Here is a 21,004-nt window from a genome sequence, read left to right on the forward strand (position 1 = left end):
AGGCTTACGGATATCCGCGTTCAAGGGCCCGCGACGGCGCCTACGTCTTGCGCAGCGGCGCCGGGTTCCACAGACCGCTGCGCGTCGCCGTTCCCAGCAGTAGGTCGGCGGGTTGCGCGCCGGGGTAATACGGCGTCAGCCGCTGCAGCGAGCCCCAGTCGCGGGACCAGTCGTCCTTGAGATAGGTGGCCATCGTGGTGGCTTTCACCAGGAGTTCGGTGACGCCCAACGGGCCGCCGCCGTTGTTGTCCATCACGGGCGAGTTGGCCTCGGCGCCGAACCGGTCGGGCAGGATGCGCCACTTCGGTGTCTCGTCGACGCCGTTCTGATGGCCGAACGGTCGCTGACACGGGAAGGCCAGCCCGACGAGCCAGTCCAGGAACACGGGGTCGGCGGAGCCCACCACGTCCTGCAGGGTGCGCAGCCGCGGAATGCGCGGCGGTGTCAGGGCGATCCAGTGCTGCGGCGCCAGGTCTTCGTCGTCGGCGACCAACCGAATCTGGGTGGCGGAGTCGGGGATCGCCGACAGCGCCAGGCGCAGGTTGCGCCAGGCCGGGGACGCGCCCACGTCGGCGAATTGGAACGAGCCGCCGGGGTGCCCGCCGGCCGCCTGCTCGTCGGTGGCCCACTGCACCTGGACCTCACGGGGGTCGAAACGCCCGGCCGCGCTCACCACCAGCAGCGGTCCCGCCTTGTCGCGCGCGGGCAGGCGATACCACCCGGACCGCAGGTGCGCGGGAATCTGGATGCCCGAGCGCCAGCTGCCGAGCACCGGTGTGCGCGCGGGGTCGAGGTTGAAGGGCAGCTGGGCCGACGATCCGTTGATCCCCGGCGCGGGGGTGGTGCCGCCCTCGGTTCCCGCCTGGTTGCTGCCGGTCTTCTCCTCGTCGTTGACGAAGCTGCGGTCACCCGGCCGTTCCATCACCGGGTCGGCGCGGACGTCGGCGGGAATTCCGTTGGGCGTGAAGGCTTCCGACAGGCCGGCGCCGAGGGCGTCCGCCGCCGAGGCGCCCACCGGCGAGAGCATGCCCGCGTTCGGGTCCTGCTCCACCAGCACGTCCTCGGCCAGCCCGCACGTCTTGCCGGTCAGCGCCTGCAGGTTGGAGCGGCCGACCGACCAGGCCGGATACTGGTCGGTCATCGCCAGGGTCAGCGACGCCACCTCGAACACCACTAGCACCCACGTCGCAATTGCCAACGGGGACTGGATGATTCCCGCCACGCGTGCGCCCAGACGGGTCTTGGGTGGCCCGTTCTCGGGGGCGACGAAGTGGAACCACGCCGCCGCCAGCAGCACCACCACGGTCAGCCCGAGCAGGGCGGTGGCGAACGCGTAATGCCACGCCGGGAACGCATTCGACCAGGGCACACCGAAATTCGAGACGTACCACCAGCCGTTGACGCTGGCGAACGACAGCGCCACCAGGAACAGCACCACGGCGGCGTACACGGTGCGGTTGCGCCGTGACCGCATGGCCACCGCGGTCACCGCGACCGCGGCGAGCGCGCCCAGCGGCCCGGCGAGCCCGGCGAACACGCCGAAGTGGTGGGTCCACTTGGTGGGGGTGAACATCATCGCGACGAACGAGATGATGGTGATCCCGACGATGCGGCGGCTCGGCCCGGCGGCGGTGCCCGGAATCCGGCCCTTGCGCAACGACATTGCGACCGTGACCCCGAGCGCGAGCACCAGCGCCAGCACGGCGAAGCGGCGGGCGACCGACCCGTCGGGGCTGGCCATGAACAGCCGCTCGTAGCGGATGTGTTCGTCGAACCAACTCAGGCTGGGGCCGACGGCCCGCTTGAGCATGGTGGCCTGGACCTCGCCGGCCAGCGTCTGGTCGCGGAAGATCAGGATGCCGGTGACGGTGACCGCCGCCAGCAACGGCAGCACCAGCGGCAGCGCACCGAACCGGGTGATCCTGCGGTGCAGGATGGTGCGCAGCGGCCCGATGGCGACCAGCAGGGCGCCGATCGAGGCGATGCCCGTCGGTCCGGAAAAGAGGGTCAGCGCGCCGATGATGCACGCGATCGCCACCGGCAGCAGCCGGCTGGTGGCCACCGCGCGCTCCACCGAACACCACGTCAGCAGGATGCCCAGGGCGATGATCGGCTCGGGGCGCAGCCCGTTGTCGAGCGGGAGCCAGACCGCCAGGAACGTGCCCGCCGCGGTCCAGGCCGCCGCGCGGTTCTGCTTGACCGCATGGCCCAGGCGGGGCATGACCTCCCGGCTGATCACCCACCAGCACGTCAGCGCCATCACCAGGGTCGGCAACCGCATCCAGATGCTGGTGGTGCTCACGTGGGCCCACAGCGCCAGCAGGTCGTAGTACCAGCCGAACGGTGCCTCGGGCGTGCCGAACCAGCGGTAGTAGTTGGCCATGTAGCCGGCGTGCTCGGACACCCGGGCCATGGTCAGGATGTAGCCGTCGTCGGAGGTGTTGGCGCCGACGAAATGCCACCACACCAGCACCGCGATCACCAGGGCGTCCAGCGCGCCGATGGACCACCACCGCGCCGGCAGGAAGCGGCGGTGCCGGGTTCCGTCGGCGGTGTCGAGCCGGTGCAGCGCGACCAGGGAGGCGGCGGTCAGCACCAGCCCCAGGATCATCGCCGCCATCTTCAGCGGGGTGGGGCTGCTGCTGTAGCGGGTGTCGACGGTCGCCGCGAAGCTCAGCCCGGGCGGCGTCGGCCCGCTGAGATCGGTGAAGACGCCGACGATCTGCGGCCGGAAGTCGTAGCCGCTCTTCTCCCCCCGCAGCGGCGAGCCGGGATGCTCGGAATTGCGTCCCTGGGTCAGCCCGACGAACTCGGCGGTCACCCGGTCGGCGTGCGCGGTGAACGTCAGCCGCTGGCAGGCCGGGCCGAGCACCTGGCTCAGCGGCGCGCTCACCACCGGGACGTTGCGCACCACCAGCACCAGCTCGTCGTTGGCCCGCACGATCAGCAGGCCCCGGTCGACGGCCTTGGGCGCCTGCTTGGGCACCGTCGACAGCAACACCGTCTTGCCGGCGTTACCCCCGCCGGTCAGCCCGGCGGCGGCCTGACACGGGACGGTGATGTTCAAATCGGTGGCCACGTAACCGATCAGGGGCGCCTCGACGCTGCCGAAGGTCCCGTTCTGTGGCCAGTTCAGCTGGGCGGTGGTCTGGTCGACCGGCAGCAGCGGGGTGGCGATCGCCAGCAGCACGCCGAGCAGCCCGGCGACGGAAGCAACCAGCCGGGCGATCCGGTGATTGGTTTCCGTGGCTGACACGGTGCTAGATGCTAGTTCTTCCGCGGTGTGCGGCCCCGTTTGAGGCGTGGTCTCGGTGCTCATCGGTGGTTACGCCCCCGGTTTGCGGATGGCCAGCACGAAGGGGCCGACGCTGCGGACGTCGAAGCGCGGGCTGTCGAACAGGGCGCCGCGCAGATCGACGGTGTAGCGGCGCACGTTGGGCTGGTTGGGGTAGACGTCCTCGGCCAGCCGCAGGGTGTAGTTGCCGTTAGCACCGCGGCGCATCAAAAAGACCGTCGGAGGTGGCCAGGGGCAGGCATCCAGGGCGTGGATCAGCTCGTCGGCGGTCTTGAGTTTGGACCACTTGTCGATCTGCGCGGCCCGCAGGTCGAATTGCGCGAGCGGGTTGGCGTAGTGCGAGGTGAGCCCCTGGAATCCCCAGTAGGGGTAGAACGACAGGAAGCTGTAATCGGCCGTCATCACCACGGTCTGGTCGCGCGGCTTGCCGGTCACCTGCGTGATGTCGTGATCGATTGTCGCATAGAACTTTTCGGCGCTGGGCGGCCGCCGGTCGCCGCGCTGCCCGTTGCCGTCGGTGTCGGTGTAGGCGATGGTGAGGTCGGGGCGTAGCACGTCGGGGATGTCCTGGCTGAACGCGATCGCGGCGGTTAGGCCGATGGCGCCGGCCACCGGGACGATCGCGCGGCCGCGCGGCTTGAGGGCCAGCGTCGCCTCGAGGAAACCGAAGGCCCCGGCGGCCACCAGCAGCACGCTCAGCGTCGGCTGCAGCCGGAACGACAACAGAGTGACGCGCGCCAGCGTGGTGAGCATCGACAACAGCGACCACAGGTAGATCGCCACCACGCCGATGGCCAGCGCACCGGCCCGCACCGAGGAGCGCGCCCGCACCACCAGCCACAGGGTGCCGATCATGGCGACCACACCGAGCAGCGTGAACTGCAGCATCGGGAAGGTGAGCTCGGCCCCGTCGGCCGGCAGGTAGTGGGCGGCGCCCCCGGTGTTGCTGATCGGACTGCGCGCCGCTCGCACCAGGAACGGCAACCAGGTCGTGCAGCCGATCACCACGGCGATGCCGGCGATGACCGCCAGGCGTCGCAGCGGATCGAGCGCGGCCTTCACGCCGTCCCGGTGCCACCGCACCCCGGCCAGCCACAGCGCCATCAGCCCGATCGCGAACGCGCTGAACCCGAACAGCAGCGTGTACCAGGTGGCCGTCCACCCCAGGAAAATCCCTGCGCCGATCACCGCGCCCCAGCCCGCGCGCCGGCCCGCGTCCGGACGGTCCGCGGCCCGCAGCCCCGACCAGGTCAGCACCAGCACCGGCGGCAACAGCACGGTGATCATTGCCGAGTAGGGCTCGGGCGAGCCGTACGCCAGCGTGACCGCGGCCGTCGCGGCGGTGACGATCAGCGCGTACTCGAACCGGACCATCCGCCACCACAGCACCAGCGCGACCGCGACCGCGACGGCGATCGAGGTGATGGCCCACGGTTTGAAGACCTCCCACGCCGGCGTCCCGGACAGCGCCGCCGCGCGCCCGCCGATCCAGAACCAGCCGGGCGGGTAGAACGGCGGCAGCCCAAGGTAGGTCATGTCGCGCAGGGCGGGGCTGTCGGCGAGCCGGGTGACGTATTCGGTGCGGAACTGCTGGTCGACGGAGATGCCGAACAGATACAGCTTGGTGGCCCCCAGCGGCATGCCCAGGGTGACGACAGTGAACGCGGACACGAACACCAGCCCGCCCAGCTGGGCGATCAGCCGGTGCCCGCGCCGCCACACCCATCCGGTGGCGACCAGGCCGGCCAGGCAGCCGACCTGCCCGACGGTGGTCAGCGCGTGCAGTTGGTTGGACGACGGAAAGGCCGGCCACTGCACGCCAGAGATGGCGATCAGCGACACCACCGCGACGGCCACCGCAACCAGCGCCGCCAAGGCCATCTGGCCGAGGGTGGCCAGCGCGTTGCGCATGATCAGATTGGCAGCTTGCGGAAGATGGGACGCGGGACGTGTCGCAACACCATCATCACGTAACGGAATGCTGCTGGTGCCCAAACCAATTCCTTACCCTTTGCGGCCGCGGTGACCGCGAGGTTGGCGACGTACTCCTTGTCGACGGTCAGCGGCGCTTCCTTGACGTGCGCGCTCATCCGGGTACGCACCTGGCCGGGGCGAATCACCAGGACACGAACCCCGAACTCGCGCAACGCTTCTCCTAGCCCCAGGTAGAAGCCGTCCAGGCCCGCCTTGGTGGAGCCGTAGACGAAGTTGGACCGTCGCACCCGCTCACCGGCCGCCGAACTCATCGCGATGATCTGGCCGAAGCCCTGCGCCCGCATCTTCTCGGCTAACAGCACGCCCACCGAAACCGCTGCGGTGTAGTTGATTTCGGCGGCCAGCACGGCCTTGTGCTGGTTTTGCCACAGCTCCTCGGCGTCACCGAGGATGCCGAAGGCGACGATGGCCACATCGACATCACCGTTGGCGAACGCCTGATCGATCATCTTCGGGTGGGTGTCGGGGTCGGTGGCCTCGAAATCGATCAGCTCCACCGACCGCGCACCGGCGGCCTTCATCTGCGCCACGGCGGCGTCGCGGCCCGGGTCGTTGGGCATGGCGGCCAGCACGATTCGCGCGTGCGCGTTCTGCAGGTAGCGCTCGCAAATGGCCAGCCCGATCTCGGAGGTGCCGCCGAGCAGCAGGATCGTCTGCGGATTCCCCACGGCGTCTAAAACCATTGGCGCACCATCTAGAGCAGCTCCAAACGTCGGGCCATGTCCGAGGCGAACACCCGTAAGGGGTCGACCTTGCGGCGTACCGCGATCCATTCGTCGATGCGCGGATACATGGCGTGGAAGGTTTCTGCGCTGACACGGGAGTCCTTGGCGGTGTAGACCCGTCCGCCGAATTCCAGTGCGCGCCGGTCGAGTTCGTTGAGGAACTCGTTGATCCCGGGCTTGTTGGGGAAGTCCATCGCGACGTTCCAACCGGCCATCGGGAAACTCAGTGGTGCGCGGTTGCCCGGGCCGAAAAGCTTGAACACGTTCAGCGCCGAGTAGTGGCCCGTGGTTTGGATCCAGCGGATGATGTCCTTGAATTCGTCCATCGCGTTCGGCGGGACCAGGAACTGATGCTGGGCGAAACCCCTTGGGCCGTAGGCGTTATTCCAGCCGCTGACCAGATCCAGCATGTGGTAGAACTGCGACAGGTTCTGGATCTTGCCCGAGTAGGTTCCGCCCAGCCGGTAATACGTCTCGCCGATGGCCATGAACGACAGCTTGTTCATCGCGCTCACCGGAAACACGTTCGGCACCGTCAGCAGCTGCGGCGCATCGAATTTCAGCGGGTTCTTGGCGAGCTTCTTCGGCAATTGGTCCAGCTTCGCCAGGCTGCCGCGGCTGACCGCGGCCCGGCCGAGCTTCGGGGGCGGACTGATCAGGTCGAACCACGCGCTGGAGTAGGTGTAGTTGGCTTCGCTGCCGTCCAGGTGCACGGCCACCGTCTCGTCGAGATCCTTGGTGGCCACGCCGTCGGCGATGAAATAGGCCGTCTCCGTGGGCGTCATGGCGATGGTGGCGCGCAGCACGATCCCGGTCAGGCCGTTGCCCCCGACGGTGGCCCAGAACAGCTCGGCGTCGTCGCCGTCGGGGGTGATGGTGCGCACGGAGCCGTCGGCCATGAGCAGGTCCATCGACCGCACGTGGTTGCCGAAGCTGCCCGCGCTGTGATGGTTCTTGCCGTGGATGTCGCAGGCGATCGCCCCGCCGACGGTGACCTGGCGGGTGCCCGGCAGCACCGGGACCCAGAGCCCGAACGGCAGCGCCGCCTTCATCAATTGGTCCAGGCTGACCCCGGCGTCGACATCGACCAGCCGGGTGTCGGCGCTGATCGAGTGAATGCGGTTGAGCGCGGTCATGTCGATCACCAGGCCGCCGCCGTTTTGCGCGTTGTCGCCGTAGGAGCGGCCCAGCCCGCGGGCGATCACGCCCCGGCCGCCCGAGCCGGCCGCCCGGGCCACCGCCTTGGCGATCACCTCCGGATCACGGGTGGACAGCACCTGGGCCACCGACGGTGCGGTGCGCCCAAAGCCCATCAGCCGGGTGGGCTTGGTCACGGGATCGGTGCTCGACATCGTCAAAGAGGGTACCGCCTGCTCCGGCGGCGATGCGGGACGCAGGCGCCCCGCTGAGGAGGCGGGCGATCCGGGCTGGGCCGGAGGCGGCTCAGTGGATGCGGAAGATCACGGCCCGCTGCACGACGAAGTTGATCACCGTCGCGGTGCCCTGCGCGATCACGAACGCGACAGGGATCGCCCACGCTTGGTAGTGCAGAAACGCCAGGCACAGGTGGTTCAGCCCGACCTGCACGGCGAAGGTGATGGCGTAGAGGACCATGACCGCGACGAACCGGGCGGTGCTGGGGGGCGCCTGGAAGGTCCACCGGCGGTTGATCAGGTAGGCGGTGATGGTGCCGACGATGAAGCTGATGGACTTGGCCACGTCGACCTGTACGTGCGCCGCTTTGAACAGCAGCACGTAGAGCCCGAAGTCCACGATCCCCGCCAGGCCGCCGGTGACGACGAAGCGCGTGACCTGTGTCGTCAGACTCAGGCGCGCCGGCGCGGCCGGGGACTCGGGGGGAAGCATTGGGGGAGTCTAACGGGACCGCCGGGCACCGGCGGGCAGCGTCAGCGGGGCAGTTTGACCGCGATCAACTCGACCTGGTTCTCGCCCTGGGGCGTCGAGTACGTCACCGTGTCGCCCGGCTTGCGCCCGGCCAGGGCCTGGGCCAGCGGGCTGCGCGCGGTCAGCGTCTCGGCCTCCCGGCCGACGGGCGTCTCCTCGACGATCGAGATCACGTGCATGGTGACCACTTCGCCGTCGGCGAACCGCAGTGTCACCTCGGTGCCGCCGGGCAGCGTCGCCGAGGAGTCGGAGTCCGGCGGCCCGGCCCGCAGACGCCGGTCCAGTTCGTTGATCCGGTCGGAAAGCACCACGAGTTCGTCGGCGCGCTGGATCGCCTCGGCCGCGTCGCCGTGATCGCCCACCATCCCGCGGTCGTTCTTGACTTCGGCCTCGAGGCGGTCGCGCCGCTGCCGCAGCCGGTCCAGCTCGGCTTCGAGGTTGTTCCGCGCGGCGTCCGCTGCCGATGGGGCTTTCTTGCTCACGTCCGTGGACCTTTCGCCCGGTGTGCTCAGGTGGCGTACCAGTGTGACACCACGATGAGCGACCCGCCACCATCTGCGGGAGAACCGGACATCAGAAGGGCGGCGGGTCGTTGTTGTGGGGCGCCGACCGCTCGGCGTGACGCGCCGCCTCGGCGCTGAAGCGGGCCTCGTTGATGCCGCGCTCCCAGCGGACCCGGGCGGCGCGATCCTCGGCGCGGGTTCGCTGCCGGACGGGCATCATGACCCCCCGGTTCTGCGAGGGTGCGGGCGCGACGGCCGGCAGTGACAGCGTCCCGGTCGGGACCGCCAGCGCCGGAAAGTACAGGCTGCCACCAGGTTTGGTGATGTACGTATGTCCCGTCGGCGACGTCCACACCACGGTGCCGTCGGGCAGCTGGCGATCCCGCCAGCCGTCGGGGCCCGTATAGAACGTCTTGAGCAGGTGATGGTGGCGGCAGAGCAGCTTGAGGTTGGACGGATGGGTGGGGCCGAGCGGAAACGGCACCGTGTGGTCGATGTCGCAGACGTCGGCCGGGGCGTCGCAGCCGGGGAATCGGCATGTCAGGTCGCGGAAGCGGACGAATTCGGCCAGCGCGGTCGACGGCCGGTACCCGGGCTCCGCCCGGTCCGGCGGCGGCGAGAGCGGCTTGGTCTTCGCGACACCAGCCAACTCGCGCAGCGAGCCCGTCGGCAACGGACCGAACCCCGGCAGCAGCGCCGGCGCGCGCGCCTCGCCGCCGACCGCGGCCGGCTCGGCCAGCACATGGACCACGACATTGGTTCCCGGGGGCCGCTGCGCCGCAGGGCAATCCGGGCAGCCACAGTCGCAGCGCAAGACCGTCTGCCCGGCGGCCATCGCGCCCATCGCATCGGCGCGACGCTGGGCCTTGGTGCGGGAATCGTTCCGGCACACCGAATCGGCCAACGCGTCGAGCGCGCGGTCCACCGCGGCGGCATCGGTGGGACGCACCCTCGCCGAGATCTCGGCCAGCCCCGGGCTGATGGGCCCGATCTCGACACGGCGATCTTGACTGCGCATCCCCGGCACGCGCACCCCTGCGGGATCGATGCGCGCCACCCACATGTCAATGCGCTCGGCCATTTTCGGCCCCGACAGCCGCATCCATTTCGGCGCGTGCCGGGCGACCGCGGCGTCTAGCCGGGCGATCAACTCGGGGTCCTCGATCAGCTCGGTGCGGTACACCACCGCCGCCATCAACCGGAAATCGATGTGGCCCTGGGCGAAGACCTCAGCGACCCGGGGCAGCCGCTCGCGCAACGCGATCGCATAGTGCAAGCGCCCGGACGCGCGGCCCCGACTGATGCCCAGCGCGGCCGCCACCTCGGCGACCACGTTCTCGTGTCCGTCGACCGCCCAATTGAAACGGTCGGCGTCGTCGTCCGGCGCCCGACGCGCATACAGCTCGCCGATCGCCGCCAACTCGCGCGCGCAGTGCGCGTTCTGCGCCCGGGCCGCCGCGGTGACGCGGTCCAGCACACCGGCGTCGTCGACGCCCTGAAACGCCAGGTCACGCGGCACTGCTTCGAACATACGTTCGATGATAGCGCCGCCCTGTGACAAGTCAGGGAAACGCTAAACCCAGTAGGGCACCCGGGCGCGGTACTGGCGCATCGCGAAGGCCGCGAACACCCAACCGACGGCCGTCAACACCAGCACCACGGCCCAGTGCCGCAGCTCCTGGTGCGCCCCGAGTAGCGGCGCGCGAACGATGTCGAGGTAGTGCAGCAGCGGGTTGAGTTCGACGATGCGGGACCACCGCCCGGCGCCCTGCTGGCGCAAGGTGTCGTCGTTCCAGATGATCGGCGTCATGAAGAACAGCAACTGCACGACGGAGAACAGCAGCGGACCGATGTCGCGGTAGCGGGTCGCGAGGATGCCGAAACACAGTGACACCCAAATGCAATTGAGCACGATCAGCGCCAGCGCCGGGAGCACCGCGAGGTCGGCCCACGACCATGGCTTGGGATAGATCATCGCGATCACCGCGTAGATGACGATGTTGTGCGCGAACAGGATGACCTGCCGCCACACCAGTCGGTAGACATGCACGCTCAGCGGGGTGGGCAGCTGCTTGATCAACCCCTCGTTGGCGACGAACACGTCGGCGCCCTCCAGGATGGCGGCGTTGATCAGGTTCCAGATGATCAGGCCCAGCGTCACGTACGGCAGATGCACGGACAGCTCGAGGTGAAACAGCTTGGAGTACAGGCCACCCATGGCCACGGCGGTGGTGCCCGTCGCGATGGTGATCCAGAACGGCCCCAGCACCGAGCGCCGGTAACGCTGCTTGATGTCCTGCCAGCCCAGATGCAGCCAGAGCTCGTGACGACGGAAACCGTCGACCAGGTCGCGGCGGGCCCGGGTGAATGTCCGCGACTGCGCCGCCGCGTCAAGGAACGTCATCGGGCTCCTCCCGGTCTGGATGGTGGCGACCCGCTTCGCCCGGCTCCGCCGCGCTCGCGATCCCCACTAGGCCGCCCGAACTGTTCACGACGCCCCAAGCGCCGCAACCGGATCCACTCGGCCAGGCCACGGGGGTCGCGACGGGTCACCAGAAAGAACCAGCCGAACCGGACCCATTCCTGAACCACCAGCTTGCGCAGCCCCGGCTGTGACTGCAGGTAGCCGCGGTTGCGGTAGGTGAAGAACCGCTTGGTGGGGTTGTCGGGATATTGGGTGTGCATCCGGCCGCCGAGAATCGGGCGGAACTCGTCGGATCCGCACGGGTGCAGGTAGACCGCGTCCAGGCAGGTTCCGAACGGCAGGCCGGAACGCACCAGCCGCCGGTGTATTTCGACCTCGTCGCCCCGGATGAACAGCCGCAGATCCGGGACACCGACCGATTCCAGCGTGGCCGCCCGGAACAGCGCGCCGTTGAACAACGACGCGATGCCGCGCAACAGGTCCTGCCCAGTTTCGGTGCGCAATTCGCTTGCGCGCCTGCGCCATACCAGGCCGCGGCGCAACGGAAACGCCAACCGCTCGGCATCGTCCATGTTGCACACCATGGGTGACACCTCGGCCAGGCCGTGCTTGTCCGCGCACGCCAGCAGGGTGGCAAGGACATGCGAATCCTGCGGGCGCCCGTCGTCGTCGGCCAGCCACACCCAATCGGCGCCCAGGGCCAACGCGTGCAGCATGCCCAACGCGAAACCGCCGGCTCCGCCGAGGTTGCGTCGCGATCCCAGATAGGTCGTCGGAATGGGTTTTCCCGCAACCAGTTCGCGGACACGGCCGTCACCGGAGAAATCGTTGTCCACGACGATGAGGTGGTCGGGCAGCCGCGTTTGCGTGCTCAGCACATCGAGGGACTTGGCCAGCTCGTCGGGGCGCCGGTGGGTGACGACGACGGCGACGACGGTGTCGCTCATGGCTGTCCGGCCGTCTCGGCCAGCACCTCGCGCACGTGCCGGGCCGCATCCTCCCCCTCGTACGCCCGCACGACGTCCTCGATGCCGCCGGTCATGCGGATCACACCGTGGTCGATCCACATCGCCGTCTTGCACAGCCGGGCCAGGAATTCGTTGGAGTGGCTGGCGAACACCAGGATTCCGGACCGCTCCACCAGCCCCTGCAACCGCGACTGCGCCTTCTTCATGAAGTCGGCGTCCACCGCGCCCAATCCCTCGTCGAGCAACAGGATCTCGGGATCGATGCTGGTGACCACGCCCATCGCCAGCCGGACCCGCATGCCGGTGGAATACGTGCGCAGCGGCATCGACAGGTAGTCACCCAGCTCGGTGAACTCGGCGATCTCGTCGACCTTGGACTGCATCTGCTTTCGGGTCTGCCCGAGGAACAGGCCGCGGATGATGATGTTCTCGTAGCCGGAGATCTCGGGGTCCATCCCGACGCCGAGATCGAAGATCGGCGCTACCCGCCCGGTGACCTGCGCCCAGCCCCGGGTGGGCTCATAGATGCCCGAAAGTAGGCGCAGCAGAGTCGATTTCCCCGCTCCATTGTGGCCGACCAGGCCGACCCGGTCGCCCAGCTCGAGGGACATGGTGATGTCCCGCAACGCTTCGACGACGACCACGTTGGAGTTGTTGCGTCCGATCGTGCCGCCCGCCTTGCCCAAGAAGGCCTTCTTCAACGAACGCGACTTGGCGTCGAAGATGGGAAATTCGACCCACGCGTTGTGCGTCTTGATGTGAGGACCCGACACCGTGAACTACTCGAGGTCGCTTACAGGTACTGGCCGTGCCCGGGCGCGCCGCCCGCCTTGCCGACGCCCGGGGGGAGCGCGCCCTGGCGCATCTTTTCCAGCTGGGCGCGGGCGGCCATCTGCTGGGCGAACAGCGCGGTCTGGATGCCGTGGAACAGCCCCTCCAGCCAGCCCACCAACTGCGCTTGGGCGATGCGCAATTCGGCGTCCGACGGCGCGGCGTCCTCGTTGAAGGGCAGGGTGAGGCGGTCGAGTTCCTCACGCAGTTCCGGCGCCAGGCCCTCTTCCAGTTCCCGGATGCTGGTGGCGTGGATCTCACGCAGCCGGTTGCGGCTGGCGTCATCCAGCGGCGCTGCGCGCACTTCCTCGAGCAGTTGCTTGATCATGGTCCCGATCCGCATCACCTTTGCCGGCTGCTCGACCAGATCGGTCAGGGAGCGCTCGTCGGAGTCATCGTCGGTGATCGCCATCATCCGCGGGTCGACGCCGCCGATGATTTCGACGTCGTCGTCATCGTTGCGGGTACTCAAAACTTCACCATCCTTCGTGGACTATGGGTGTGGCGTCGTGCCGCTTGGTCGCCATTCATAAATTCGGGCGCCGCCATTGTCGTAGATCAACGCCCACGACTTCGACTTATCCAATGACACTAGTCCGTCGGGTACGGCGAACCCCCGGACAGTCGGCGCACTCGTGTAGATGTACCGGATATTTAGCGCCTTGATCGCTTCGAGGACCCTCGGATCGGAATCGCCCCGCCGCGCCGAGGTCCAGAAGATGTAGCGGTTGGGACCGGGCCCCATCTGTTGCGGGTAGTCGTAGTGCGTCCAGAGCGGGTGCAGATCGGCGACGGCGTACATCCACGCGGTACCGTCGGTGTTGGCGTTGCCGATCAGGGTCTCGCGGGCCCCGGGGAGCTTGGCCAGATACGCCATGGCCATCAGATCGCGTTGGTCGATCATCACCGAGTCGTATTTGTCGCCGAACAACCACAGGTGCCGATAGAGGTAGTGGCGCGCGCTGAGCACCGTGGTCGCCACCAGCAGCACCGCGGTGACCGACACCCAGACCGGGGCGGGCAGCGGTTTGAACCGGTCCGACAGCCGTCGGGCCCCGGCCACGACGCCGATCACGATCGCGAACAACGCGATGCCGGCCATCGGCTCCAGCAGCAGGGTGGTGGCGGCCGCGATCCGGCGCGGATCCTTGTAGAAGAACTCGCCGAACATCCCGGCCACCGCGCCGACGGGGCCACCGATCGGATTTCCTGCGTCGACGTTCACCACGATCAGCAGCAGCCACAGGGCCAGCGGCCACCAGATCCGCTTGACCAGCAGGATGACACCGCCGATGGCGGCCAGCGCGATCAGCCCGTATTGGACCGGGAAGTCGTTGAGGTGGCGGGAGTGCTGGAAGACGGCGTCGAACAGCCCCCGCTTCTTGCTGAGGTAGGTGAGGAACGAGTGCCCGGCGATGATGTCTTCCTGTTCCTGCACGCTGATGAACTGCGGCAACAGGATCAACCCCGACACCACCGCGACGCACGCCAGGGCCGCCACATCGGCCAGCCTGCCGCGCACGGGACGCCACAGCGCATCCAGGAGCCACCAGGCCAGCAGCAACAGCAGCACGATCACACCGCCGGTGATGTGCACCGACATGACACCCACCAGCGCCAGCACGGCCGCGGGGATGCGGTCGCGGTGCCGCAACGTGGAGGTGATCAGCACGAACGCCGGCACCGCGGCGCCGTAGGCGGCCAGGTTGGGCATCGCGGCGACGGCGAACTCGACATAGGGGACCGCCGTGAACGACGCGGCCAGCGTGGCTGCGGTCGCCGCGGCCCCCGCGCTGCGCCATTCGTCCCAGGTCGGGCGCAGCACCCGCCAGGTGAGCATCGCCGCGCCGGTCGGAAACAGCCACACCGATGCTGCGACCGAGCTCAACGTGTAGCCCGTGGTCGGCGCCGCCCCGGTCAGCTGGCAGAACACCGCGGTCAGCGCGTGGAACACCGACGGGTAATACAGCGTGTGGTGCGTCTCGACGTTGCGCAGCTCGCCCATGTGGGTGGAGGACGCCTGGCCGGTGTCGAGGATGAACCGCACCTCGTTGGCGTGCCACACCGCATCCCAGGTGCTCGGGATGGTCTGCCAATGACCGTCCAGGCCGCGGTAGGCGGCCCACATGATGAGCAGGGCCCCCAGCGCCACCCCGGCCGCCACCGTGATCGCCGGCCAGCGGCCGACCCTGCGGGTCTCGGCGTCGCGGTCGCGGTAGCGGCCGAGCAGCAGCTGGAAACCGGTCATCACCAGGCACATGACGACCAACGCGGCCAGCGCGGTCCAGCCGTTCCACGGTATTCCGATGGCACCAAACGGAATAATGGCGAGCGCAACCACGCCGTAGGTCAGCGCCGGGCCCACCGCAACAGCGACCGGCCAAGACAACTGACTGATACGTGCGATGATCGCCCCGGGCGCTATCAGCAAAAACAATGCAATGAGCGTTCCGAACCAGAGCCCCACTCGACTAGTATGGCTGGCCGGGTGCCCTGGCTCGGGAGGCCACCGACTGGCCGGAACGGCTTGGACCCTTTCAAGGCACCCGCTACCGTCGCAGTTTCGCAAAAACGCGAAAGCTTTAAGGTGGCCCACATGGCATACGACGTCGCCCGGGTGCGCGGACTGCATCCGTCGCTGGGTGACGGGTGGGTGCACTTCGACGCTCCCGCCGGGATGCTGATTCCCGACTCCGTCGCGACGACGGTGTCGACGGCTTTCCGCAGGTCTGCGCCCACCACCGTGGGGGCGCACCCCTCGGCGCAGCGCAGCGCCGCCATCTTGGAGGCGGCCCGGGCGGCCGTGGCCGATCTGTTCAACGTCGAACCCGCCGGCGTCGTGCTGGGCGCCGATCGCGCGATCCTGCTGTCCGCGCTGGCCGAGGCGTCGTCGTCGCGCGCCGGCCTGGGCTACGAGGTCATCGTCAGCCGCCTGGACGAGGAAGCCAACATCGCCCCGTGGCTGCGGGCGGCGCACCGGTACGGGGCCAAGGTCAAGTGGGCCGAGATCGACATCGAGACGGGCGAGCTGCCGACGTGGCAGTGGGAGGGCCTGATCGGGAAGTCGACTCGGCTGGTCGCCGTCGCCTCGGCGTCCGCGACGATGGGCACGGTCACCGACCTGCGGGCGATGACCAAGCTGGTGCACGACGTCGGCGGCCTGGTGGTGGTCGACCATTCCGCCGCGGCGCCCTACCGGCTGCTCGACATGAGGGAAACCGACGCCGACGTGGTGGCGGTGAACGCCGCCGCGTGGGGCGGCCCGCCGATCGGCGCGATCGTGTTCCGCGATCCGGTGCTACTCAACTCGTTCCACTCCATCTCGGCCGACCCCAAGGCCACCGGCGCGGCGCGCCTGGAGATCGGTGCGCACCAGTTCGGGCTGCTGGCCGGGGTGGTCGCCAGCATCGAGTACCTGGCGTCGCTCGACGAATCCGCCCGCGGCACCCGGCGCGAACGCCTGGCGGTGTCGATGCAGTCCGCCACCTCGTACCTGAATCGGATCTATGACTACCTGATGGTGTCGTTGCGCTCGTTGCCGTTGGTGATGGTCATCGGCCGCCCGGAGGTGCGGATCCCGGTGGTCAGCTTCGTTTTGAACGGCGTGCCCGCCGAACGGGTGGTGCAACGGTTGGCGGACAACGGGATTCTGGCCGTCACCAACGAAAGCTCCCGCGCGCTCGACGTGCTGGGCGTCAACGACATCGGCGGCGCGGTCACCGTCGGGCTGGCGCACTATTCGACGACGGCCGAGGTCGACCAGTTGGTGCGCGCGCTGGCCTCCCTGGGCTAGACCGTCAGGACGATCTTCCCGGTCACCTTGCCGTCCACCAGTCGCTGGTGCGCGTCGCCGGCCTGCTGAATGGGCAAGCGGGCGCCGATGATCGGCCGCACCCGGCCGTCGGCCACCATGGGCCACACCGAGGCCGTCACCGCCTGCACGATGTCGCTTTTGCTGTTCGCCCCGGTGGCCGGACGGCCCCGCAGCGTGGTGCCGATGACCCGCGCCCGCTTGGCGAGCAGTTTGCCGATGTTGAGCTCGCCCTTGACGCCGCCCTGCATGCCGATGATGACGAGCTGCCCGTCGCTGGCCAGGGCGTCGATGTTGCGATCCAGGTAGGCCGCGCCCATGATGTCGAGGATCACGTCGGCGCCGCCGGACTCCTGTAGCCGCGCGACGAAGTCTTCGTCGTGGTAGTTGATGGTGATGTCGGCGCCCAGCTCGCGGCAGAAGTCGAGCTTCTCCGCCGAGCCGGCGGTGACCGCCACCCGGGCCCCGAGCGCCCGCGCGATCTGGATCGCGTGGCTGCCGATGCCGCTGGCCCCGCCGTGCGCGAGCAGAAGCTGGCCCCGGCTCAGGCCCGCGATGAGCACCACGTTCGACCACACCGTGCAGGCCACCTCCGGCAGCCCGGCCGCGTCGACGAGATCCACACCGGACGGAATCGGCAGCACCTGGCCGGCGGGAACGGCGACGTACTCGGCGTACCCCCCGCCCGCCAGCAACGCGCAAACCTCTTGGCCCGCAGACCATTCCGTGACACCGTCGCCGACTTCGGTGATGACACCGGACACCTCCATGCCGATGATCTCGCTCGCGCCGGGCGGCGGCGGGTACTTACCGGCGGCCTGCAGCACGTCGGCGCGATTCACACCGGCGGCGGCCACCTTGACCACGACCTCGCCGGGCCGAGCGGACACGTCGGCCACTTCTTGCCAGGACAGTTGATCGGAGGATTCGGCGACGATGGCTCGCATGGCGGCCACGCTACCGGCCCCCGTTACCCTTGTCCGTGGTGGCGTGGCAGAGCGGCCTAATGCACTCGCCTTGAAAGCGAGAGACGGCTAAAACCGTCCGGGGGTTCAAATCCCTCCGCCACCGCCCTGAAGTTACTCGACGCTCTGGTGCAGCGTCGGCGCGTAGCGCAGCACCGCACCGATCCCGTCGGCCGGCGAGATCCGCTCGTCGGTGCGCACCAGGGCCGCGCCGACCGAAATCGCCGATACCGGCAACGCCTCGTCGGCCCGCAGCGCCTTGGCGGGAGCGGCGCCCTGCTCGGACAACACGTTCTCATCGGGGGCGACGGTCGTCAGGTTCTCGTCGGCCACCACGGTGGCGTCGCCGATGTCACCGATGATCAACGTCTCCACCGCGCCCTGGCGCAGCGCCGAGCACACCGGACCGAGCCCCTCGGCCGCCAGCCCGGACTGCCGCCCGATCTCGGCGGTAAACCGTTGTGCCGCATCGTCGATCGTGCGCAGCTGGCGTTTGACGAACTCGTCCTCGATGGCCTGCTCGATCTCGCCGAAGTCATGCCCGCTGTGCCGCGCCCCGACCTCGAGGGCCACCGCGCGGTCGTGCAGTCGTTCCGGCAGCGCGGCCAGCAGGTCGGAGCGCGACCGCACCTCACCGACCACGAAGATCACCTCGATCGCCTTATCGTCGGCGAGTTCGGCGACGCGATCGGCGACCGCCCGCACGTTCTTGCGGGCGGCCTCGTCGGTGCGCAGCTGGGGGTCGCCGTATCCGGCGGTCTCGGCCCCCGCGGCCTTGTGCACGGGGTAGCCGCCGCCGTCGACCGTCTCGGTGCGCAGCGTCCCGCCGAGGTGGGTCGTGATGTCGGCGCCGCTGTGGTCGACGACCACCAGGACATAGTCCGGGTGATCGAAGCTCTGCTCCAGAATCGGTACCAGGTAAGGCAATTCGGACACCCGGACCACGCTCGCGGCGGGGCCGCGGGCCAGGTGCTCGTTGATCACCACACCGTCGGCGCTGGCGATCACCGCCCGTCCACTTCGGCCGATCGGGGGACGCAGGTTCATGGCCGCGTCCTCGATCGCGGCGATCACCGCGGCGTCGGCGTGTGCGCGTTCGAGGTCTTCTTTGATCGCCCGCCACTTGAGCTCGAGTTGAGCCTCGGCGTCATGGGTGTCGTGCGAGTCGTCGAAATACACCGAAACGAACGGCCCCGGTGCGTCCAGCAGCTTGCGGAAGCGTTGCGAGTCCATGCCTTGTTGGTTGCCCCGCGAGCCGGAGCACAAACACCGTCAGCTTCGATCGCCCTCGCTGTCGTCGAAGAAATGCCAGTCGCCGTCGTGCTCGACTTCCATGCGCCAGCCGAGCTCGCTGTTGTCGGCCTTGTTGTCGACGAACCATGCGTGTGCGTCGTCGGCGCTGTCGATGTCTTTCGTCGCGACGACCTCGCCTTTCGGATTGAGCACTCGATAGGTAGCCATGCCGGCAGGGTTCCCACTGCCGTGGCCGTTAACCGGTGGGGATTTCGGCGGCGATCGTGTCCATCAGGGCCGTGTACCGGCGGGCTTCGGGATCCCGCCCGGGTTTGCCGCTGCTCACCACGCCGGCCGCCAGCCCGCGCGCGGGGTCGGCCCAGATCGCGATGTTGACCAGGCCGAGGTTCCCGAAGGCGTGCGGCGCGTTGCGCCCGAAGGGTCCCCACCGGTTGGTGCCGAGGATGTAGCCGGTGCCCCAGCGGGCCGGTTGTAGCCCGACCGCGAAATCCGGTCGCAGCCTTCGGCATTCGGCTATCGCGCCATACATGGTCTCCGGTCTGATGACCCGCACACCGTCGAGTTCGCCTCCGCGACGCCAGATCTCGGCGAACCGCGACATCTCCTGTGCGTTCGACACCGTGTTGGACGACGGGATGATGGTGGTCAAGAACAACTTGGAGTTCGTGTACGGAATGATCTCGTGCACGGTTCCGCCGATCGCCTTGCGGAAGATCTGGGCGACCACCGGCGGTAGCGTCCGCCCGGTGGCGTGGCTCGGCGCCACCAGCGCCACGTCCTTCTCGGCGACGCCGAAGTTGGTCCAGCGGAAGCCGAGCGGGTCGAGGATCTCGGTGCCCAGGATTTCGCGAATTTCCTTGCCGGTGGCCGCATACACGATCTCGCGCACCAGCGGACCCCAGGTCAGCGCGTGGTACATGTGGAACAGCCCGGGACGGTACAGGGGCCGCAATTCGCCGAGCTTGCGTTGCGCGTACTCGTGGTCGTCGGCGCGCGTGACGTCCGGCCGCGGGCCGGTCGGGAACGGCAGCCCGGCGCTGTGCGTCATCACGTGCCGGATGGTGATCCGGTGCTTGCCGTGGCTGGTGAAGGTGGGGATGTAGTCGCAGACCCGGTCGTCGAGTGAGAAGACGCCGCGCTCGGCGAGCATGTGTACCACGGTCGCCGCCATCCCCTTGGCCGCCGAGTACACGCAAAACGGGGTATCGGGCGTGACGGGGATCCGCTCGGCGTCCGGTGGGTCGCTCGGGGCGTTGCCCCAGCCGTGGCCGATCGCGCGGTTGAGCACCACGCGCCCGTGCTGCCGCAGGCACAACTGGATCGCCGGTTGGAACCCGGCCCGGTACCAATGCCGCGCCGCCTGCCAGATCCGGTCGATGGCGGCGCTGTCGATTTCGGAGTGGTCTTCCGCACCGATCGTCGTCACCGCGTCCAGGTCGGCCGGGACGCGGATCTTGCCGTCAGGAGTCACCTCAGCGAGGGTACGTGCCGCCGGACTACTCCCCGGTGAACTGCGGTGGGCGCTTCTCGAAGGTCGCCGTGATGCCCTCGGTCAGGTCCTTGGACGGCAGGAACGCCGCGTTCCAGGCCGCCACGTACCGCAGGCTTTCGGAGACCGCCGCGATGCGCTGCTGGTCGAGGACGTCCTTGACGCCGTGGACGGTCAGCGGGGGATTGGCGGCGATCTCCGCGGCGGTGGCGTGGGCCGCGGCCAGCGTGGCCTCGGCGTCGGCGTACACGTCGTTGACCAGCCCGATCTTCTCGGCGCGGGCCGCGTCGATGTCCTTGCCGGTGAGCGCCAGCTCACGCAGGTGCCCGTCGTTGAGGATCAGCGGGAGGCGGGCCAGGCTGCCGACGTCGGCGACGATGGCGAGTTTGACCTCGCGCACCGAGAACTTGGCGTCGGCGCTGGCGTAGCGGATGTCCACCGCCGAGATCAGGTCGACGCCGCCGCCGATGCACCAGCCGTGCACCGCGGCGATGGTGGGGGTGCGGCAGTCGGCGACCGCGTTGATCGCGCCCTGCATGCGCAGCACCGTTCGGTGAAACTCGGCCCGCGGCCGCGCCGAGGCGCCCTCACCCAGCACCCCCGACAGCGTCCCGCCCATCGCGGCGAGGTCCAGGCCGTAGCTGAAGTTGCGGCCCGAACCGGTGAGCACGATGGCCCGCACCTCGGGGTCGGCGTCCAGCTCCGGAAACAGCTCGGGCAGCTCGGACCAGAAGGCGGGCCCCATCGCATTGCCCTTGCCGGGCCCGATCAGCGTCACCTGCGCGACGTGGTCTTTCTTCTCCACGGTGACGGATTCGTATGCTTGCGCCATATCGAG

At 68.8% G+C, this 21,004-nt stretch carries 18 protein-coding genes and 1 tRNA gene; 2 read left to right on the forward strand and 17 right to left on the reverse strand.

Features of this window, described 5'->3' with window-relative positions; genetic code table 11:
• Positions 1-40: 40 nt before the first annotated feature.
• The 12 genes from P6281_RS01170 to P6281_RS01225 all read right to left on the reverse strand — a co-directional run bounded on the left by P6281_RS01170 (position 41) and on the right by P6281_RS01225 (position 15,114).
• Complete coding sequence (locus P6281_RS01170) at positions 41-3,319, reverse strand: arabinosyltransferase domain-containing protein (RefSeq protein ID WP_085981082.1); 3,279 nt, start codon at positions 3,317-3,319, stop codon at positions 41-43.
• 6 nt (positions 3,320-3,325) lie between these two features.
• Positions 3,326-5,206 carry a galactan 5-O-arabinofuranosyltransferase gene (locus tag P6281_RS01175; protein WP_008263063.1) on the reverse strand — a complete coding sequence of 627 codons (1,881 nt, stop codon included), beginning with the start codon at positions 5,204-5,206 and terminating at the stop codon, positions 3,326-3,328.
• A 2-nt stretch (positions 5,207-5,208) separates the two neighbouring features.
• Positions 5,209-5,973, reverse strand: a complete 765-nt coding sequence (locus P6281_RS01180) for a decaprenylphospho-beta-D-erythro-pentofuranosid-2-ulose 2-reductase (protein WP_008263064.1) — start codon at positions 5,971-5,973, stop codon at positions 5,209-5,211.
• 11 nt (positions 5,974-5,984) lie between these two features.
• Positions 5,985-7,367, reverse strand: a complete 1,383-nt coding sequence (locus P6281_RS01185; protein ID WP_014378866.1) for an FAD-binding oxidoreductase — start codon at positions 7,365-7,367, stop codon at positions 5,985-5,987.
• Positions 7,368-7,458: 91 nt separating this feature from the next.
• Positions 7,459-7,881 carry a GtrA family protein gene (locus P6281_RS01190; protein WP_008263066.1) on the reverse strand — a complete coding sequence of 141 codons (423 nt, stop codon included), beginning with the start codon at positions 7,879-7,881 and terminating at the stop codon, positions 7,459-7,461.
• Between the two features lie 41 nt (positions 7,882-7,922).
• Positions 7,923-8,402, reverse strand: coding sequence for a GreA/GreB family elongation factor (locus P6281_RS01195; RefSeq protein ID WP_008263067.1), 480 nt, complete (start codon positions 8,400-8,402; stop codon positions 7,923-7,925).
• Positions 8,403-8,493: 91 nt separating this feature from the next.
• Positions 8,494-9,954: an HNH endonuclease signature motif containing protein gene (locus tag P6281_RS01200; protein ID WP_008263069.1), complete on the reverse strand. Its 1,461-nt coding sequence runs from the start codon at positions 9,952-9,954 to the stop codon at positions 8,494-8,496.
• 42 nt (positions 9,955-9,996) lie between these two features.
• Complete coding sequence (wzm, locus tag P6281_RS01205; RefSeq protein ID WP_008263070.1) at positions 9,997-10,827, reverse strand: galactan export ABC transporter permease subunit Wzm/RfbD; 831 nt, start codon at positions 10,825-10,827, stop codon at positions 9,997-9,999.
• Positions 10,824-11,795 carry a galactofuranosyltransferase GlfT1 gene (gene glfT1, locus P6281_RS01210; protein WP_008263072.1) on the reverse strand — a complete coding sequence of 324 codons (972 nt, stop codon included), beginning with the start codon at positions 11,793-11,795 and terminating at the stop codon, positions 10,824-10,826. The genes wzm and glfT1 overlap by 4 nt, the downstream gene beginning before the upstream one ends.
• On the reverse strand, positions 11,792-12,589 hold the full coding sequence (gene wzt, locus P6281_RS01215) for a galactan export ABC transporter ATP-binding subunit Wzt/RfbE (protein ID WP_008263074.1): 798 nt from the start codon (positions 12,587-12,589) through the stop codon (positions 11,792-11,794). The genes glfT1 and wzt overlap by 4 nt, the downstream gene beginning before the upstream one ends.
• A gap of 20 nt (positions 12,590-12,609) precedes the next feature.
• A complete protein-coding gene (locus P6281_RS01220) occupies positions 12,610-13,062 on the reverse strand; it encodes a bacterial proteasome activator family protein (protein WP_225323837.1) in 453 nt (150 codons plus the stop codon).
• A gap of 78 nt (positions 13,063-13,140) precedes the next feature.
• Positions 13,141-15,114 carry a DUF6541 family protein gene (locus P6281_RS01225; protein WP_324738581.1) on the reverse strand — a complete coding sequence of 658 codons (1,974 nt, stop codon included), beginning with the start codon at positions 15,112-15,114 and terminating at the stop codon, positions 13,141-13,143.
• Positions 15,115-15,243: 129 nt separating this feature from the next.
• Between P6281_RS01225 and P6281_RS01230 the strand changes: the two genes are divergently transcribed.
• Positions 15,244-16,440: a cysteine desulfurase-like protein gene (locus tag P6281_RS01230; RefSeq protein ID WP_014378869.1), complete on the forward strand. Its 1,197-nt coding sequence runs from the start codon at positions 15,244-15,246 to the stop codon at positions 16,438-16,440.
• Here P6281_RS01230 and P6281_RS01235 read toward each other — a convergent pair.
• Positions 16,437-17,405, reverse strand: a complete 969-nt coding sequence (locus P6281_RS01235) for an NAD(P)H-quinone oxidoreductase (RefSeq protein ID WP_041321280.1) — start codon at positions 17,403-17,405, stop codon at positions 16,437-16,439. The genes P6281_RS01230 and P6281_RS01235 overlap by 4 nt on opposite strands.
• A 37-nt stretch (positions 17,406-17,442) precedes the next feature.
• Here P6281_RS01235 and P6281_RS01240 point away from each other — a divergent pair.
• Positions 17,443-17,529 (forward strand) — tRNA-Ser (locus P6281_RS01240).
• A gap of 8 nt (positions 17,530-17,537) precedes the next feature.
• On the opposite strand, the gene P6281_RS01245 is transcribed toward P6281_RS01240, so the two are convergent.
• From P6281_RS01245 to P6281_RS01260, 4 genes are read right to left on the reverse strand one after another with little or no spacing between them, the layout of a single operon-like run.
• Positions 17,538-18,656: an Rv2629 family ribosome hibernation factor gene (locus tag P6281_RS01245; protein WP_324738582.1), complete on the reverse strand. Its 1,119-nt coding sequence runs from the start codon at positions 18,654-18,656 to the stop codon at positions 17,538-17,540.
• Positions 18,657-18,695: 39 nt separating this feature from the next.
• The gene (locus tag P6281_RS01250; RefSeq protein WP_038534797.1) at positions 18,696-18,884 is read right to left on the reverse strand and encodes a hypothetical protein; all 189 of its coding nucleotides are present in this window, start codon (positions 18,882-18,884) and stop codon (positions 18,696-18,698) included.
• Between the two features lie 28 nt (positions 18,885-18,912).
• On the reverse strand, positions 18,913-20,148 hold the full coding sequence (gene lipE, locus P6281_RS01255) for a lipase LipE (RefSeq protein WP_009956755.1): 1,236 nt from the start codon (positions 20,146-20,148) through the stop codon (positions 18,913-18,915).
• A gap of 25 nt (positions 20,149-20,173) precedes the next feature.
• Positions 20,174-20,998 (reverse strand): crotonase/enoyl-CoA hydratase family protein, encoded by an 825-nt coding sequence (locus tag P6281_RS01260; protein WP_014381625.1) that lies wholly within the window; start codon positions 20,996-20,998, stop codon positions 20,174-20,176.
• Positions 20,999-21,004: the final 6 nt, after the last annotated feature.

The organism is Mycobacterium sp. 5-140-3-2, assembly GCF_035666375.1.
Taxonomy (GTDB): domain Bacteria; phylum Actinomycetota; class Actinomycetes; order Mycobacteriales; family Mycobacteriaceae; genus Mycobacterium; species Mycobacterium intracellulare.

Excerpts from the sequence above, each read along its gene's own strand:
- P6281_RS01260 (WP_014381625.1), bottom strand. The coding sequence starts at position 20,998 with ATGGCGCAAGCATACGAATCCGTCACCGTGGAGAAGAAAGACCACGTC.
- P6281_RS01185 (WP_014378866.1), bottom strand. The coding sequence starts at position 7,367 with ATGTCGAGCACCGATCCCGTGACCAAGCCCACCCGGCTGATGGGCTTT.
- P6281_RS01190 (WP_008263066.1), bottom strand. The coding sequence starts at position 7,881 with ATGCTTCCCCCCGAGTCCCCGGCCGCGCCGGCGCGCCTGAGTCTGACG.
- wzm (WP_008263070.1), bottom strand. The coding sequence starts at position 10,827 with ATGACGTTCCTTGACGCGGCGGCGCAGTCGCGGACATTCACCCGGGCC.
- glfT1 (WP_008263072.1), bottom strand. The coding sequence starts at position 11,795 with ATGAGCGACACCGTCGTCGCCGTCGTCGTCACCCACCGGCGCCCCGAC.
- P6281_RS01200 (WP_008263069.1), bottom strand. The coding sequence starts at position 9,954 with ATGTTCGAAGCAGTGCCGCGTGACCTGGCGTTTCAGGGCGTCGACGAC.
- P6281_RS01220 (WP_225323837.1), bottom strand. The coding sequence starts at position 13,062 with ATGATGGCGATCACCGACGATGACTCCGACGAGCGCTCCCTGACCGAT.
- P6281_RS01245 (WP_324738582.1), bottom strand. The coding sequence starts at position 18,656 with ATGGACTCGCAACGCTTCCGCAAGCTGCTGGACGCACCGGGGCCGTTC.
- P6281_RS01170 (WP_085981082.1), bottom strand. The coding sequence starts at position 3,319 with ATGAGCACCGAGACCACGCCTCAAACGGGGCCGCACACCGCGGAAGAA.
- P6281_RS01180 (WP_008263064.1), bottom strand. The coding sequence starts at position 5,973 with ATGGTTTTAGACGCCGTGGGGAATCCGCAGACGATCCTGCTGCTCGGC.
- P6281_RS01230 (WP_014378869.1), top strand. The coding sequence starts at position 15,244 with ATGGCATACGACGTCGCCCGGGTGCGCGGACTGCATCCGTCGCTGGGT.
- P6281_RS01175 (WP_008263063.1), bottom strand. The coding sequence starts at position 5,206 with ATGCGCAACGCGCTGGCCACCCTCGGCCAGATGGCCTTGGCGGCGCTG.
- P6281_RS01235 (WP_041321280.1), bottom strand. The coding sequence starts at position 17,405 with ATGCGAGCCATCGTCGCCGAATCCTCCGATCAACTGTCCTGGCAAGAA.
- P6281_RS01250 (WP_038534797.1), bottom strand. The coding sequence starts at position 18,884 with ATGGCTACCTATCGAGTGCTCAATCCGAAAGGCGAGGTCGTCGCGACG.